The organism is Lacicoccus kunmingensis DSM 17847, from assembly GCF_059568765.1.
The window spans coordinates 94,835-111,124 of the sequence record NZ_JCANUC010000005.1; the positions used below are offsets into that span (position 1 = coordinate 94,835).

Here is a 16,290-nt window from a genome sequence, read left to right on the forward strand (position 1 = left end):
TCTAGTATAGTTTACGACAATGACAAAAGAGGTGTTAATATGATTAAATTTAATGAAGATGACACAAATCTGACATGTTCTTTCTGTGGTAAAGATCAAGAACAGGTTAAGAAATTAATCGCAGGCAGCGGTGTGTACATTTGTAACGAATGTATCGAATTGTGTTATGAAATTATTGAAGAAGAACTAAAAACAGAACATAAAGCAATCTTTACTGAATTGCCAAAACCTCAGGAAATACTTGAATCTCTAAACGATTATGTAATCGGTCAGGATAATGCTAAACGTGCATTGAGTGTGGCGGTTTACAATCACTATAAACGTATCAACCAGGAAAGCAGCGAAGACGATGTAGAGATTTCTAAAAGTAATATCGCTCTGATTGGACCGACCGGCAGTGGTAAAACATTACTGGCTCAGACTTTGGCAAGAACACTTGACGTACCATTTGCCATCGCGGATGCGACAAGTTTAACAGAGGCAGGTTATGTCGGTGATGATGTAGAGAATATACTTCTGCGTCTGATTCAGGCTGCAGACTTTGATGTAGAGCGTGCAGAACAGGGCATCATCTATGTCGATGAAATTGATAAAATCGCTCGTAAAAGTGAAAACACATCCATCACAAGAGATGTTTCTGGTGAAGGTGTACAACAGGCACTTCTGAAAATCCTGGAAGGAACGACTGCGAGTGTACCGCCTCAAGGTGGCAGAAAGCATCCTAACCAGGAGTCAATTCAAATAGATACGAAGAACATTCTGTTTGTACTTGGCGGCGCATTTGACGGCATGGATGAAATCATCAAACGCAGAATCGGAGAGAAAGTCATCGGCTTCGGCGGACCGGCTACTTCAGCTGAAGACAAAGATGCACTGCTTTCAAAAGTACGCCCGGATGACCTTCAGAGCTACGGCTTAATTCCTGAATTCATCGGTCGTGTACCGATTATCAGCCACTTGGGTGAACTGGATGTCGACGCGCTCAACTCTATTCTTACTGAACCTAAAAATGCTCTCGTCAAGCAGTATCAGAAGATGCTTGCCATTGATGAAGTTGAATTGGAATTCGATGAAGATGCATTGAATGCAATCAGCGAACTGGCGATTGAAAGAAAAACAGGTGCCCGCGGACTTCGTTCAATCATAGAAGAGCGTATGGTGGACATCATGTTCAGTGTACCTTCAAATGATGATATCAAGAAGGTTAAAATAACCAGAGAAACGATAGTGGATGAAAGTGAACCACTGCTTTACGATAAAGATGGTAAAGAAATCACGATCGATCGTAAAAGTGCATAACATAAAGCTGTCTGGATTCAGACAGCTTTTTTTATAAGGAGTTTAAAGAATGAAATTGAAAATAAATCCCAATAACGTTGAATTTATGATTTCAGCGATGGGTGTTTCCCAATACCCAACGGAAAATAAAAATGAAATTGCGCTCAGCGGCCGCTCAAATGTCGGTAAATCATCATTTATCAATGCGATTGTCGGCCGTAAAAATATTGCAAGAACATCTTCTAAACCGGGTAAAACAGTAAATCTCAACTTTTATGATGTTGATGATCAGTTTATCATGGTGGATGTTCCAGGCTACGGCTATGCCAAGCAGTCTAAAAAAGACAGAGAAAAATGGGGCGAGCTGATCGAGGCTTATCTTGCTGAAAGAGAGGAACTACAGGCTGTCGTCCAGCTGATCGATCTTCGTCATAAACCGACACAGGACGATATTTTAATGTATGATTTCTTAAAGCATCTTGATCTGCCTGTTATTGTCGTCTGCACTAAAGCAGATAAAATTGCAAAGAGTAAAATTGACAAGCATTTGAAAATAGTCAGAGAAAGTCTGGAAATTGAACCGGAAGATACTATCATTGATTTCTCTTCAGTGGACAAGAAAAATCTGCCGAAAGTTCATGCAGCATTAAGTAAATATGTCTAGGTTGGTACATTTTCATTTTACTGCTTAATTCAACCGTGTTATATAGATATAGCATGGTTTTTTTGTTATAATTAGAATTATTATTAATAACGTTTAATTGTGGTAGGAGGAAATTTAATGCACGTAATTTCGCTTAGTTTAAATTATAGAAAAGCGACAGTTGAAGAGCGTGAAAAAGTACAGTTCAATGAAGTGGAGCTGACAGATGCTCTACATAAATTAAGAACCGAAAAAAGCATTTTGGAGACAGTACTGCTGTCCACCTGTAACCGGACGGAAGTATATATAGTGAGTGATCAGGTACACACCGGCAAATACTATGCACAAAGCTTCCTCGCTGACTGGTTCGATGTTGATCTGGAAACGATAAAGAAAATAATAGATGTAAAAGTCGGTGAAGAAGCGATTGAGCATCTCTTTTATGTGACAGCCGGACTGGATTCCATGGTTCTCGGAGAAACTCAAATACTCGGACAAATCAGAGATGCATTTTTCAAAGCGCAAAATGAGCAGACGACAGGTACAATCTTTAACAAACTGTTCAAAGAAGCGATTACCGTTGCTAAAAAAGGCCACAATGATACTGATATTTCCAAAAATGCGGTTTCCACTTCGTATGCAGCTGTACAGCTGGTCAATAAGATTTTTGAAGAAAACAGAGAAACAAAAGCAGCTGTCATCGGTGCGGGGGAGATGTCAGAGCAATCAGTTCTCAATTTGACTTCAAATGGTATAAACGATGTGACGATTGTCAATCGTTCAATAGAGAATGCAAAACAACTTGCGGATAAGTTCGGCTGCAGCTATGAGCAGATGGATAAGTTGGAAGACTGCCTTATGGATACGGATCTTGTCATTTCAAGTACATCATCACGGAATTATGTGATTACTGAAGAGATGTTACAGTCCATTCAGGCGAAGAGAACAAACCGTCCGTTAATTCTTATAGATATAGCAATGCCGAGAGATATAGAACCAAGTACAACCCAATACGAAAATGTATATATGTACAACGTTGATGACCTGCAGGGTCTGATTGATTCAAATCTTGAAACAAGACAGCAGGAAGCGAAAAAGGTCGAAGCGATGATTATGAAAGCACAGGAAGACTTCGATACATGGGTGAATCAGCTCGGAGTGACACCGGTCATCCAGGCCCTGAGAACAAAAGCACTCACAATACACGAAGAAACGTTCAAAAGTGTCGAGCGTAAAATGCCTGATATGACTGAAAGAGAAAAAACGGTCATCAGCAAACATATGAAGAGCATCATCAATCAAATGCTGAAAGATCCGATCACTTATACAAAAGAAATCGGCAATGAAAAACACGCAATGAAAAAGCTTAAAGAAATAGAAACGCTATTTGGCATCGAAGAAGAAGTGGAAGATGTCAAAGACAGAGAGCGAAATAAACACCGCCAGGCACTGATCAACAAGCAATCTGAAATCGTGTTTGAATAAAATGGGTAGGGACTAATATGGATATTCTGTTCCGAATTAATGAATTTACCATGTTTTTATATTTTACTGGCCTTTCTGTGCTGGCGTACGATTTAGCTTTAAGAAATCGCCAAGCCAGAAAGGTTTCCTTTTATGTCATCATTCTGGCGACGGCGCTGCACATGTTAACTTATGTGAATGCTGTTTTCAGTCTTGAAAGGATACCGATTCTGACAACTTACGAGGGCATGTACACACTTTCCTTAGTGTTATCAATTGTCGGCATTATGTATTATTATAAGAATGACACTGAACAAGTGCTGTTCGGATTCATATTTTTTAGCTTTATATTCTTTTCGATGTTTACATTCCAGCCTGAACCTTTAACACGGCAGGCGGAAGTGTCGGTCATCATGAATGAGCTGCTGGTCATCCATGTCGGTTTGGCCCTGCTTGCCTATGTCCTGTTTTTTGTCTCAGCACTGCACTCTCTGATATACATCATTCAATATACAAATTTAAAGAAGAAACGTTTCAACCGTACATTCTTTTCTTTATTCAGTATAGAAACGGCGCGTAAAGTGATGATGCGCAGTGTGGGTATCGGTCTGATGACCATGACAATCAGTATACTTTTAGGTTTTCACTGGGGTCTGCAGATCATCGGTCCGGAAATCAGTGTTGATATAAAAGTTTTAGGCACATCATTTATAGTTGTTTTATATATAATGCTGCTCTTTTATTTAAAAAAGATGCGTAATCTTTATGTTTTTGCTATTTTAAATATGGTGCTGTTTATTATTTGCATGATTAATTATTTATTCATTTCACAGTTTTCAAATTTCCATATATGGACTTAAAGGAGTATTTTTATGAGAAAGTTTATCGTTGGATCCAGACGCAGTGGATTGGCCATGACACAATCAAAACAATTTATCGCTTTACTTCAGGAACAATTCCCGGAGACGGCATTCGAAATAAAAGAAATTGTTACAAAAGGTGACCGTATCGTCGATGTTCAATTGTCAAAAGTCGGCGGGAAAGGCCTTTTCGTCAAAGAGATAGAACAGGCTCTTGAAAATGAAGAAATCGATATGGCGATCCACAGTTTAAAAGATGTGCCGAGCAAACTGCCGGATCAGTTTAAAATCGCATGTATACCTGAAAGAGAAGATATGAGAGACGCCTTTCTTTCCAACAATAAAGTGCTCTTCAAAGATCTGCCGGCTGGCAGTATCGTCGGAACAAGCAGCTTAAGACGCGCTGCACAGTTGAAATCCATCCGTGACGACATTACCGTTAACTGGGTGCGGGGAAATATCGACACACGTATCAAAAAGATGGAATCCGGCGAGTATGACGCAATACTGCTCGCAGCTGCAGGGCTAAAAAGAATGGGTTGGGGTGACAGCCGTGTCACTGAATACTTCGATGCCGAAGAATTCATTCCAGCAATCGCACAAGGTGCACTCGGCATCGAAATCAGAAAGAATGACCATGAGCTTGATGAAATGCTTCAGAAAGTGCACTCCAGCGATGACGCGTTATGTACGAATGCTGAAAGAACATTTCTCAGCCGTATGGACGGCAGCTGTCAGGTGCCTATCGGCGGATATGCAACACTTGAAGACGGCGAACTTTATTTGACCGGCCTGATCATGTCAGAAGATGGCGAAGAGAAGTATCTTGTTAAAAAGTCCGCATCGGATCCATATGAACTCGGCAACCTGGTTGCTGATGAGATGGAGAAAATCGGAGCAAAGGAAATCATTGATAAAATCAATGAAACCTTATAACAATAACATAAAGAATGTTCTCGTAACCCAGACGAAATTAAATGCGGAGAGCGATGGGTTTGATATCGTTCATGCACCGCTCATCAAGATACAGCCACTCTCGTTCGATGATGATTTTCTGGATGAGCATTATGACTGGGTCATTTTAACGAGTAAAAATGCGGTGAATCTATTTTTACCTTATTTGGCTAAGACCCGGTATACGAAAATCGCAAGCATCGGAGAAAAGACGACGGAACTGCTGGTCGAACATGGGTATCATGTGGATTTCGAACCCACTGTGTATACACAGGAAGGTTTTATAGAGGAATTTCCGATTGATGAAGTGGATATCGACAGAGTGCTTTATCCGACAAGCAGAGATGCAAGGAATATTCTTCATGACTATTTGGAGAATCGCGGGGTCGAAGTGATTAAATTTCCAATTTATCAGCCAGTAGATAATGTTGAGTCCATTCAGATGATCAAAGAACAATGGGATGATATTGATATCATCACTTTTTCAAGCCCGTCAGGTGTGAAAGTAATGAAGGAACACATCGAGCAGAAAATGCTGAAAAATAAACCGATTGTTTCAATCGGTGCGGTGACAAAAAAGGAACTGGATGGGCTGGGTATTCCGTCAAAATCCCCTGAAAAAGCAACACTTGAAAGTATATTTGAATTAATAAAAGAAAATTATGAGGTGTAATAATGGAATTTGAGCGTCATAGAAGACTTCGTAAATCACCATTTATGAGAGATATCGTCAGAGAGACACATCTCCACAAGGATGATTTGATCTATCCAATTTTTGTAGTGGAAAAAGATGATGTTAAAAAAGAGGTTCCTTCCATGAAGGGAGTTTATCAGATTTCATTGAACATGCTGAAAGAAGAGTTGGATGAAGTCGTCGCTCTGGGTATTAAATCTGTTATTTTCTTTGGAGTACCAAATGAAAAAGACCCGGAGGGCAGTGGTGCATATCATGACCATGGTATTGTTCAGGAAGCATGCCGACTGGCAAAAGCGCTTTATCCGGAGTTGCTTGTTATTCTGGATACATGTCTTTGCGAGTATACCGATCACGGCCACTGCGGCCTGATTGACGAGAAAACGGAAGATGTCGACAATGATGCGACATTGCCGCTGCTGGTCAAAACGGCAGTTTCACAGGCGCGTGCCGGGGCAGATATCATTGCACCAAGCAATATGATGGATGGATTTGTGACTGAAATCAGAAAAGGTCTGGATGACAATGGTTTCAGCCATATCCCGATCATGAGTTACGGTATCAAATATGCATCCAAATTCTACGGGCCATTCCGTGATGCAGCGGAATCCACACCGTCCTTCGGTGACCGGAGAACATATCAGATGGATCCGTCAAACCGTCTTGAAGCTTTGAGAGAACTTGAAAGCGATGAGAATGAGGGGGCGGATATGATGATCGTCAAACCGGCGCTGTCATATCTGGATATCATACGGGATGTCAGAAATCGTTCAGACCTTCCGGTCGTCGCATATAATGTAAGCGGCGAGTATGCCATGACAAGAACTGCCATCGATATGGGACTTCTGGATGAAGAGGTCATTATTGAACAGATGCTGTCGATGAAACGTGCAGGCGCGGATTTAATCATCACTTACTTTGCAAAAGACATTTGTAAAAAGATTGATCAGGGAGAGGTGTAGTAATGTTTAACAAATCTAAAGCACTTTATGAAAAAGCGGTAGAATTGATGCCGGGCGGTGTAAACTCACCGGCAAGAGCATTCAAATCCGTAGGAGAACATCCTTTATTTATAGACCGTGCGAAGGATGCGCGTGTTTATGATGTGGATGGTAATGAATATATTGACTACTGTCTGAGTTTCGGACCTTTGATCTTAGGCCACAGCGACGATAAAGTCGTTGATGAAGTTGCAGAAACAGCGAAAAAGGGCACGACTTTTGGAGCACCGACAGAACTTGAAAATAAAATGGCTGAACTTGTCATAGACAGAGTGCCTTCCATTGAAATGGTCCGCATGGTATCTTCAGGTACCGAAGCAACACTCGCAGCGCTCAGATTGGCAAGAGGCTATACAGGGCGCAACAAAATACTTAAATTTGAAGGGTGTTACCACGGTCACAGCGATTCATTGCTTATCAAAGCAGGTTCCGGTGTAGCAACACTTGGTCTTCCGGATTCACCGGGTGTTCCTGAAGGAACGGCAATCAATACTATCACTGTTCCGTACAACGATCCGGAAAGCTTAAAAGAAGCTTTTGATAAATACGGCGAGGATATTGCAGCGGTCATAGTTGAACCGGTTGCCGGCAATATGGGAGTTGTTCCGCCGGTTGACAATTTCCTGAATCAAGTCCGTGAAATCACTGAAGACAATGATACACTCTTAATCTTTGATGAGGTGATGACAGGGTTCAGAGTCGGATACAATTGTGCACAGGGCCATTACGGCATCAATCCTGACCTGACATGTCTTGGAAAAGTGATCGGCGGCGGTCTGCCGGTAGGGGCATATGGCGGTAAAAAAGAAATTATGGAAAAAGTTGCACCTGTCGGTGATGTTTATCAGGCAGGAACACTTTCAGGCAATCCGCTTGCTATGGCGGGCGGCTATCATACATTAAATCAGCTGACAGAAGAAAGCTACACGTATTTTAACGAGCTTGCAGACCTGCTTGAAGACGGATTGACAAAAGTATTCGATCAACACAGCCGTCCGATTACCATCAACCGTGCCGGTTCAATGATCGGTTTCTTCCTGACAGATGGTCCTGTGACCGATTTCGACAGCGCAAATGAAAGTGACCTGGTATTATTCAAAGAATTATATCAGGAGCTGCTTAAAGAAGGTATTTACTTACCACCTTCCCAATTTGAAGGTATGTTCCTCTCAACAAAGCATACAAAAGAAGATATTAATGCGACAATTAGCGCATTTGACAATGCTTTGGAGCGTTTAAGTAAAAAGTAACTAAAATTTATGCTTCATAGTTGGCTATTTAAGTGTATAATAGGTATGAATAATATTTGGGGGGTCACAGCGAATGAGTGATAAAAAAGATCAAAACCTTACAGATAAGGAAGTAAATATGGACGGCGTCAAAGATAAGGATAGAACCTATATCGACGGCCAGGGCCGTGAAATGATTATCCATTCCAAGAAAGAGAAAAAAGAGGATGTACGAAATCCTTTAGTTTGGGTTGTTCCAATCATGGTAATTATTCTAATCATTCCTTTAATGATATTCCATATTGGCGGTGACGGTGGCGGCGGTGAACAGACTGCTGATTCCGGTGCAGAATCCGAAGAATCAGGTGGCGAAGAAGAAAGTTCTGAAGAAGGCAGCGAAGAAGGAAGCTCTGAAGAGGGCGGCGAAGAAGGTGCTTCTTCAGGCGACGTAGATGCTGAAGGCATTGCTCAAAATAGCTGTGCTTCATGTCACGGTGAAGATTTCTCAGGCGGAATGGGACCGGCACTTGCAGGGACCAGCCTCGGTGAAGATGAATTCACTGATATCGTAAGAAATGGTCAGGGCTCAATGCCTTCATTCAGTGAAGATGAAGTGAGCGGTGAAGAACTGACTGCATTATATGAAATGTTTTCTGAATAATTTATAGATAAGAACTCCCTTACACAGGGAGTTCTTATGTTTTTTATAAAACTTTAACCAAATGGCAGGTTTTCTACATGAAAATAATCCGTTTAACTATGTTGTTATTATCGGCAATCGCCATATCCTGGATATTAAATATGGCAGGAATGATTCTGCCTTGGCTTTTCGGCTCCATGATTGCAACATTTTTATTCATAAGATTTGTAACCAAAGACTTTTATTATCCTAGATGGCTCGGTAATCTCGGTGTGTTTGTCATCGGATTTGAAATCGGTTCGACTTTTACAGTGGATGCAATGCAGGAAATGCTCGGCGAATTTGGAAATATTATCATCATTTCTTTCCTGATTATCGGCTTAAGCCTCAGCTTATCGACAATTTTCATGAGGATGACTAAATGTACGCCGGAAACGGCGCTGTTATCTTCAGTGCCGGGTGCACTCAGCCAGATGCTGATCATGGCGGAAGAAGATAAGAAAGCAGACCTACTGCTGGTGACGATTACACAGATGTCGAGAATCATACTGGTTGTAATTCTCGTGCCGCTCATTGCGAGTTTCTTTTCTGCAGGTTCAGCTACACCTGTCGCCGCAGAAGATCAGGCGCCGCTGCTGACCGAAATGCTCGAGCCGTCGCTCCTGCTGATTGTGGTCGGTGCATTCGTCTTTATGTATATACTTAAACTGATAAAGTTCCCCGTGCCTTTTATGCTGGGTCCGATTATTGCAATGCTCGTATGGAATGTCACGACAGGACATCATTTTTCACTCAACATTGAATTTATGAACATTGCACAAATACTGTTCGGTATCAGAATCGGTATTCAAATATCATCACTGTTGTATCAATTGAACAGCAGAATGATCATTTCAATGCTGATTCAGAACCTCCTGCTGATTTTCGGTACGTTGTTGATCGTCGGTATTTATCAGATGTTTACAGACCATTCATTCAATAACTTATTTTTAAGTGCAGCACCCGGCGGCATCGGTCAGCTGATTATCGTTGCCGTTGAAATGGGCGCAGATATTGCGATGATCTCAAGCTATCATATATTCCGCATATTTTTCATCATATTATTTGTGACGCCTGCCGTCAGCTACTATTTGAAATACAGGCGCAGAAAACATGGTGAAACTTGACAGTGTAGGCATATTTGGATAAGATAAATTTAATCAAATAAAGAGGTCAGAAGAGTAGGCATGATTGGGTTTTCAGAGAGTATGTGGCAGGTGTGAACATAACAAAAATCATGGTGAAAGTAGTCTGGTATCAATTCAGCCTGAACACGCCAGTAGGGTTGAACGTTTATATGCGTTAAATATTTGAGTGCAGCAATATTTTTATTGCTGAATTTAGGTGGTACCGCGGAACTCCCGTCCTATTACAGGATGTGGGGTTTTTTATTTTGAGAGGAGTTTTTTATATGGAAATGCCAAAGAAGTATCATCCGGGAACAATTGAAGAAGGTAAATATGAAAAATGGGTCAAGGCAGGTTATTTTAAGTCAGATGCCGAATCTGACAAGGAACCTTTCTCCATCGTCATTCCACCGCCGAACGTGACGGGCAGGCTGCACCTGGGCCATGCGTGGGATACAACGCTACAGGACATCATCACGCGCATGAAGCGTATGCAGGGTTATGAGGTGCTGTACCTGCCCGGCATGGACCACGCGGGTATCGCGACACAGGCAAAAGTCGATGCGCGTCTGCGGGAGGCCGGCATCAAGTCACACGAAATCGGCCGGGAGAAGTTTTTGGAGCATGCCTGGAACTGGAAAGAAGAATATGCGGACTTCATCAGAAACCAGTGGGCGAAGCTCGGTCTCGGACTGGATTATGACAAAGAACGTTTCACTATGGACTCAGGGCTGTCCAACGCCGTAAGAAAAGTATTCGTGGATATGTATAATAAAGCGCTTATCTACCGCGGCGAATATATCATCAACTGGGACCCGCAGACACAGACGGCATTGTCTGATATAGAAGTCATTCATAAAGAAATCGAGGGCAAGTTTTATCATGTAAAATATCCGCTCACAGACGGCGCCGGCTTTTTGGAAATTGCGACGACGCGTCCTGAAACGATGCTTGGGGATACTGCGATTGTTGTTCACCCTGAAGATGAACGGTATAAAGATCTGATCGGTAAAACAGTCACTCTGCCAATCATCGAGCGCGAACTGCCGATCATTGCCGATGATTATGTAGATAAGGAATTTGGTACCGGTGTGATGAAAGTGACGCCGGCACATGATCCGAATGACTTTGAAATCGGCAACAGACACGATCTTGAACGTATTAACGTGATGAACCCGGACGGCTCGATCAATGAGCTTGGCGGGCCGTATGCGGGTTTTGACCGTTTTGACTGCCGTAAGCAGCTGGTGAAGGACCTGGAAGCCCAGGACCTTATGATCAAGATTGAATCACACACGCACTCAGTTGGACACTCTGAGAGAAGTGACGCTGTTGTTGAGCCCTATTTATCCACACAGTGGTTCGTAAAGATGGACAAGCTTGCTAAAGATTCAACGGAGAACCAGAGCACTGCCAACCGTATTGAATTTGTGCCGCCAAGATTCGAAAATACTTTCAATACGTGGATGGGGAATATCCGGGACTGGGTCATTTCCAGACAGTTGTGGTGGGGCCATCAGATTCCTGCATGGTATCACAATGAAACCGGTGAAATTTATGTCGGCATGGAAGCACCTGAAGACATTGAGAACTGGACACAGGATGGAGACGTTCTGGACACATGGTTCTCAAGTGCACTGTGGCCGTTTTCTACGATGGGCTGGCCGGAAGAGACTGCAGATCTTAAGAAGTTCTTCCCGACGAATGTCCTTGTGACGGGATACGATATCATCTTCTTCTGGGTTGCGAGAATGATTTTCTCTTCACTCGAACATACAGGTGAGAAACCGTTCGATGATGTTCTACTGCACGGCCTTGTACGTGATGAGCAAAATCGCAAGATGTCAAAATCACTCGGCAATGGGGTAGATCCGATGGATGTCATCGATAAGTACGGTGCGGATGCACTCAGATACTTCCTTGCGACCGGCTCCACACCCGGACAGGACTTACGCTACAGCGATGAAAAAGTGGAATCTGTATGGAACTTTATTAATAAAATCTGGAACGCATCGAGATTCGGCCTGATGAATATCGGTCCGGACTTCAAGATGGCTGACATTAATCTGGATGGCAAAAAGTCACTTGCAGATAAATGGATACTGACGAACCTGAATACTACGATCAATGAAGTGACCCGTCTATCCGAGAAATATGAATTCGGTGAAGTCGGCAGACTGTTGTATAACTTCATCTGGGATGATTTCTGTGACTGGTACATCGAAATGGCGAAAGTGCCGATGACAGAAGGTACTGATGAAGAGAAGCATATGACACGTTCAGTGCTCCTTTATACACTGGATAAGATTCTTAAAATGCTTCACCCGTTCATGCCGTTTGTCACTGAAGAGATTTATCAGACTATCGAAGGCGACCGCACGATTGTAACGAGCGAATGGCCGGTTGCGAATAAAGATCATATTGATGAGTCAGCGAAAAAGGAAATGGCGCTTTTAGTTGAGATTATTAAATCCGTACGTCAGACAAGAAGTGAAGTAAATACACCGTTGTCGAGACCGATTGATATCAAGATAGAAGTGAAAGATGACGCAAGACGTGAAGCTGTGGAAGCGAACAAGCACTACATCGACCGTTTCTGTAATCCGGGCACACTTGAAATCGCGGCTGCGATAGAGAAAAATGATGATGATAAAACAAGTGTGGTGGCGGGTGCCACAGTTATTCTGCCGCTTGCAGGACTTATCAACAAAGAAGAAGAAGTTGCGCGCCTGAATAATGAAAAAGACCGTTTGGCAAATGAATTGAAACGCGTACATGGTAAGCTGAGCAATGAAAAATTTGTTGCGAATGCACCTGAAAATGTAGTGCAGCAGGAAAAAGAAAAAGAAGCCAAGTATCAGTCGCAGTATGATGAAGTGTCATTGCGTCTACAAAGCTTGAAGTAAAGGGGTATTATCTTAATGAACTATCAAGAGAGTTTATCTTGGATTCATGACCAGATGAAGTTTGGCATCAAGCCCGGTATTGGAAGAATGAAATGGATGCTCGAACGGTTGGGCTCTCCGCAAAATAAAATCACGGGTATACACGTGGCGGGAACAAACGGCAAAGGTTCTACATTGAGTTATATGAGGAATGCATTGAATGCCAATGGTTACTCGGTTGGAACTTTCACTTCACCGTACATCGAAATATTCAATGAACGTATTTCTTTGAATGGTGAGCCGGTTTCAGATGAGACAATCGCGGAACTGGCGACCATTGTCCGTCCGGTCACTGAAGAGATGATTGAGGAGACCAGCCTGGGTGCAGCGACAGAGTTTGAAGTCATCACAACGATGATGTTCGTCTATTTCGGCGAGCTTCATGCAGTGGACTTTGTCATCGTGGAAGCCGGCCTTGGTGCGACCCATGACTCGACGAATGTCTTTTCACCGGTGATGACCGTACTGACAAGCATCGGTCTCGATCACACCGAAATTCTCGGTGACACACTTATCGACATCGCGAAGGATAAAGCGGGCGTCATCAAAAAGGATATTCCGCTCGTATACAATATTGCCGATGATTTGAGCAAGTCCCATGTACAGAAAGTACTGTCGGAAAAGAATGCCAAGAGCGTTGAACTGCATAAAGAAATATTCATCTATCATCAGGGCAATGAATTTTCTTTTAATTACGGGAACTATGATTTCGAAAACATTCAGCTGAAGATGATCGGCATGCATCAGAGAGAGAATGCAGCACTTGCGATGGCAGCACTGGTAGAGATGCAGGAGCGCGGTGAATTATCGCTTGACCTGAATAAGATGGTTGATGCGATAGAGGAGACCGAATGGACGGGGCGCATTGAAACGCTGCAGGAATCGCCTTTGATCATTGCGGACGGCGCACATAATAATGAGGCTGTCGATGCACTTGTTTCAACGATGAAGGATTACTTCGGCGACAGGAAGATTACGGTGCTATTCTCTGCTGTGAAAGGCAAGCCGATCGGACCGATGGTGGATAAACTGAATGAGATTGCGGATGAGTTTTACGTCACGGAATTCGAATTCTTTAAATCACTGCCGCTGGATGATATATATGAGGCGGTCAGCCATCCTGGTAAAAAGACTGTTAAAGATTACGAAAACTTTATCAGAGATTTCGATGGTGAGCTGTTATTGATCACCGGCAGCCTGTACTTTATCAGTGATGTAAAGCAGCGCTTTAATAAATAGAACAGGCATAAAAAAATGAGTCAGACCTGATATCGGGGCCTGACTCATTTTTTGTATGTGGTTGCTCACTTGTGAGTTTATCTGCTTCTGAGTGAGCAGGATTTTTATTTTCTAGAATGGACCGTATCCTATGATGATACTGACAGCCATGACGGCTGAGCTTGCGATTATCCATGCCAACATGACGGGCCAGACGAACCTGAGCCATTTTTCATATGGTATTTTAGCGATCGACAGTCCTGCCATCAAAATCGCTGAAGTAGGGAACAGGTAGTTCGACAAACCGTCTCCGAGCTGGAATGCGAGTACAACGGATTGTCTTGGTACGCCGACAATGTCTCCAATCGGTGCCATCAACGGTATTGTTGTGGCAGCCTGGCCGGAGCCTGACGGGATGAAAAAGTTAATGATGAATTGTGTGAAGAACATCCCGACTGCAGCGATTGTCGCCGGCAGTCCTTCAAGTACTGAACTCACTGCGAAGATGACTGTGTCGATGATGGTGCCTTCTTCAAGGATGAGTAGGATACAGCGTGCAAGTCCGACGATCAGGGCGCCGAAAGTCACATCTTTTGCACCTTGGATGAAGTCTTCTGCGATGCCGTTTGGCGAGTTGCCGCCGATGAAGCCTGAAAGTATTCCCATAGCGAGGAATATGGCTGCGAGTTCTGTGCCGGTGGACCATCCGTTGACTACGCCGTAGACGATCAATGCGAGTCCGGCAAATATTACAATAAGTACCGCGATATGTTTTTTCGTCAGTTCTTTGAATTCGTACGATTCAGTGCCTGCAGCTTTCTCGAGGTCATATACGTAACTGTTCTGTTTATCTTTCTGAACACGTTTACCGTATTTGTAAACGAAGAATGCAGCGATGGCCACAAAGATAATTTGAACAATGATACGTAACCCCATACCTGAGAACAGCGGCAGTTCTGCGATTTCCTGTGCGACGCCGACAGTGAATATGTTCATGAATCCGCCAGAGAATCCTGCTGCAGCGCCAAGAGCGACCATTGACATGCCCGTCATCGCATCCATACCGAGGGAGCGTGCAAGTATGACACCCATAGGTATGAAGATAAGGGTGGACTCCGCCATACCGAATGTTGCGCCTCCAAGTGAGAATATCAGCATTGTCAGCGGAATGAGTATCATCTCTTTATTTTTTAAAAGAGATACGATTTTGTTGATGCCTGCTTCGATTGCACCGGTGCCGTTTATCATTCCAAAGGCGCCGCCAATGATGAATATTAAAAAGATGATGCTTGCCGCGTCAACCATGCCGAGCGGAACGACGGTGAAAATCTGTGTCCATTCGACAGGGTTCTGTTCAATATATGTAAATGTTGTTTCATCAACGACCTGCCTGCCTTCTGAGTCTTCATAACGGTCATATTCACCGGCAGGGATGATATAACTCGCGATGGCGGCCACGATCACAATCGCATAAATCAGGACGAATGCGTGTGGCATTTTAATGTTTTTTAATATTGTAATCAGCCTCCTTGTTATAAGTGTACATAACAAGTATATCGTAACGATTTACTTATTTGTATACCATTTTCAATTGTGAAGGGAGGAAAAATGATTATATATTTTAAGATTCGCAATAAAAAAAGGAAACCGGAATGATCAAGTTTCCTTTTTAGTCATTCGGTTTGTTGTCTTTAACTAATGAATCTCTGATTTCTCTTAACAGTACCAGCTGTTCGTCTTCTGCTACTTCTTCGACAAATCTGTTTTTAGTCAGCTTATTGACGATTTTGATGAATACGAAGATTGCAGCTGCAATGATCAGAAAGTCGATGATTGCCTGAATGAATACACCGTAAGTGATGCCCATGTATACCCAGTCGGAAGCAAAATCAGTATCTCCGAAAATTAATGCAATAGTAGGCATGATGATGTTTTCAACCAAGGCTTGTACAATTTTACCGAAGGCTGCACCGATAACGACCGCTACAGCTAAATCCAATACATTTCCGCGTAGTATAAAATCTTTAAATTCCTGCCACATAGACTTTTCCTCCAAATAGTTTGTGTATTAAGTAATAATTTTTACTTTTTAAATATACACCAACGAGTTGTAAATACAAGTGATATTATAATATTTTTACATAATAAATATTTATACTGGCCATAGTTAATCATAAGCATTAGTTATCATCATTCGT

Annotated in this window: 14 protein-coding genes and 1 other annotated feature; of the genes, 12 read left to right on the plus strand and 2 right to left on the minus strand. The window is 42.7% G+C overall.

Translation table 11 applies throughout. The annotated features are described in order from the left end of the window. The first annotated feature begins 39 nt into the window (after positions 1-39). From clpX to BO48_RS07320, 12 genes are all read left to right on the plus strand, one after another. The gene (gene clpX, locus BO48_RS07265) at positions 40-1,299 is read left to right on the plus strand and encodes an ATP-dependent Clp protease ATP-binding subunit ClpX (protein WP_496366761.1); all 1,260 of its coding nucleotides are present in this window, start codon (positions 40-42) and stop codon (positions 1,297-1,299) included. Between the two features lie 55 nt (positions 1,300-1,354). Continuing rightward, a complete protein-coding gene (yihA, locus tag BO48_RS07270) occupies positions 1,355-1,942 on the plus strand; it encodes a ribosome biogenesis GTP-binding protein YihA/YsxC (RefSeq protein ID WP_496366824.1) in 588 nt (195 codons plus the stop codon). Between the two features lie 117 nt (positions 1,943-2,059). Beyond that, complete coding sequence (hemA, locus tag BO48_RS07275; protein ID WP_496366762.1) at positions 2,060-3,406, plus strand: glutamyl-tRNA reductase; 1,347 nt, start codon at positions 2,060-2,062, stop codon at positions 3,404-3,406. Positions 3,407-3,456: 50 nt separating this feature from the next. Further along, on the plus strand, positions 3,457-4,245 hold the full coding sequence (gene ccsA, locus BO48_RS07280; protein ID WP_496366763.1) for a cytochrome c biogenesis protein CcsA: 789 nt from the start codon (positions 3,457-3,459) through the stop codon (positions 4,243-4,245). 12 nt (positions 4,246-4,257) lie between these two features. Beyond that, positions 4,258-5,181, plus strand: coding sequence for a hydroxymethylbilane synthase (gene hemC / locus BO48_RS07285; RefSeq protein WP_496366764.1), 924 nt, complete (start codon positions 4,258-4,260; stop codon positions 5,179-5,181). Then, complete coding sequence (locus BO48_RS07290; RefSeq protein WP_496366765.1) at positions 5,168-5,872, plus strand: uroporphyrinogen-III synthase; 705 nt, start codon at positions 5,168-5,170, stop codon at positions 5,870-5,872. The genes hemC and BO48_RS07290 overlap by 14 nt, the downstream gene beginning before the upstream one ends. A gap of 2 nt (positions 5,873-5,874) precedes the next feature. Further along, positions 5,875-6,855: a porphobilinogen synthase gene (gene hemB / locus BO48_RS07295; RefSeq protein ID WP_496366766.1), complete on the plus strand. Its 981-nt coding sequence runs from the start codon at positions 5,875-5,877 to the stop codon at positions 6,853-6,855. Between the two features lie 2 nt (positions 6,856-6,857). Further along, entirely contained in the window at positions 6,858-8,144 is a 1,287-nt protein-coding gene (hemL, locus tag BO48_RS07300; RefSeq protein WP_496366767.1) for a glutamate-1-semialdehyde 2,1-aminomutase, read from the plus strand. Positions 8,145-8,217: 73 nt separating this feature from the next. Continuing rightward, positions 8,218-8,784 (plus strand): c-type cytochrome, encoded by a 567-nt coding sequence (locus BO48_RS07305; RefSeq protein WP_496366768.1) that lies wholly within the window; start codon positions 8,218-8,220, stop codon positions 8,782-8,784. A 98-nt stretch (positions 8,785-8,882) separates the two neighbouring features. Continuing rightward, on the plus strand, positions 8,883-9,929 hold the full coding sequence (locus BO48_RS07310) for an AbrB family transcriptional regulator (protein WP_496366769.1): 1,047 nt from the start codon (positions 8,883-8,885) through the stop codon (positions 9,927-9,929). A gap of 36 nt (positions 9,930-9,965) precedes the next feature. Then, positions 9,966-10,174, plus strand: a binding site (T-box leader). A 39-nt stretch (positions 10,175-10,213) separates the two neighbouring features. Next, complete coding sequence (locus tag BO48_RS07315; protein WP_496366770.1) at positions 10,214-12,835, plus strand: valine--tRNA ligase; 2,622 nt, start codon at positions 10,214-10,216, stop codon at positions 12,833-12,835. 15 nt (positions 12,836-12,850) lie between these two features. Next, on the plus strand, positions 12,851-14,113 hold the full coding sequence (locus tag BO48_RS07320) for a bifunctional folylpolyglutamate synthase/dihydrofolate synthase (RefSeq protein ID WP_496366772.1): 1,263 nt from the start codon (positions 12,851-12,853) through the stop codon (positions 14,111-14,113). A 111-nt stretch (positions 14,114-14,224) separates the two neighbouring features. Here BO48_RS07320 and BO48_RS07325 read toward each other — a convergent pair whose 3' ends face one another. Together BO48_RS07325 and mscL are read right to left on the minus strand one after the other, a co-directional pair. Continuing rightward, positions 14,225-15,589 (minus strand): YfcC family protein, encoded by a 1,365-nt coding sequence (locus BO48_RS07325; protein ID WP_496366773.1) that lies wholly within the window; start codon positions 15,587-15,589, stop codon positions 14,225-14,227. 172 nt (positions 15,590-15,761) lie between these two features. Then, positions 15,762-16,133, minus strand: a complete 372-nt coding sequence (gene mscL / locus BO48_RS07330; protein WP_496366774.1) for a large conductance mechanosensitive channel protein MscL — start codon at positions 16,131-16,133, stop codon at positions 15,762-15,764. Between the last annotated feature and the right edge of the window lie 157 nt (positions 16,134-16,290).

Coding starts and splice junctions, on each gene's coding strand:
- clpX (WP_496366761.1), top strand. CDS start 40: ATGATTAAATTTAATGAAGATGACACAAATCTGACATGTTCTTTCTGT.
- hemA (WP_496366762.1), top strand. CDS start 2,060: ATGCACGTAATTTCGCTTAGTTTAAATTATAGAAAAGCGACAGTTGAA.
- ccsA (WP_496366763.1), top strand. CDS start 3,457: ATGTTTTTATATTTTACTGGCCTTTCTGTGCTGGCGTACGATTTAGCT.
- hemC (WP_496366764.1), top strand. CDS start 4,258: ATGAGAAAGTTTATCGTTGGATCCAGACGCAGTGGATTGGCCATGACA.
- BO48_RS07290 (WP_496366765.1), top strand. CDS start 5,168: ATGAAACCTTATAACAATAACATAAAGAATGTTCTCGTAACCCAGACG.
- hemB (WP_496366766.1), top strand. CDS start 5,875: ATGGAATTTGAGCGTCATAGAAGACTTCGTAAATCACCATTTATGAGA.
- hemL (WP_496366767.1), top strand. CDS start 6,858: ATGTTTAACAAATCTAAAGCACTTTATGAAAAAGCGGTAGAATTGATG.
- BO48_RS07305 (WP_496366768.1), top strand. CDS start 8,218: ATGAGTGATAAAAAAGATCAAAACCTTACAGATAAGGAAGTAAATATG.
- BO48_RS07310 (WP_496366769.1), top strand. CDS start 8,883: ATGTTGTTATTATCGGCAATCGCCATATCCTGGATATTAAATATGGCA.
- BO48_RS07315 (WP_496366770.1), top strand. CDS start 10,214: ATGGAAATGCCAAAGAAGTATCATCCGGGAACAATTGAAGAAGGTAAA.
- BO48_RS07320 (WP_496366772.1), top strand. CDS start 12,851: ATGAACTATCAAGAGAGTTTATCTTGGATTCATGACCAGATGAAGTTT.
- BO48_RS07325 (WP_496366773.1), bottom strand. CDS start 15,589: ATGCCACACGCATTCGTCCTGATTTATGCGATTGTGATCGTGGCCGCC.
- mscL (WP_496366774.1), bottom strand. CDS start 16,133: ATGTGGCAGGAATTTAAAGATTTTATACTACGCGGAAATGTATTGGAT.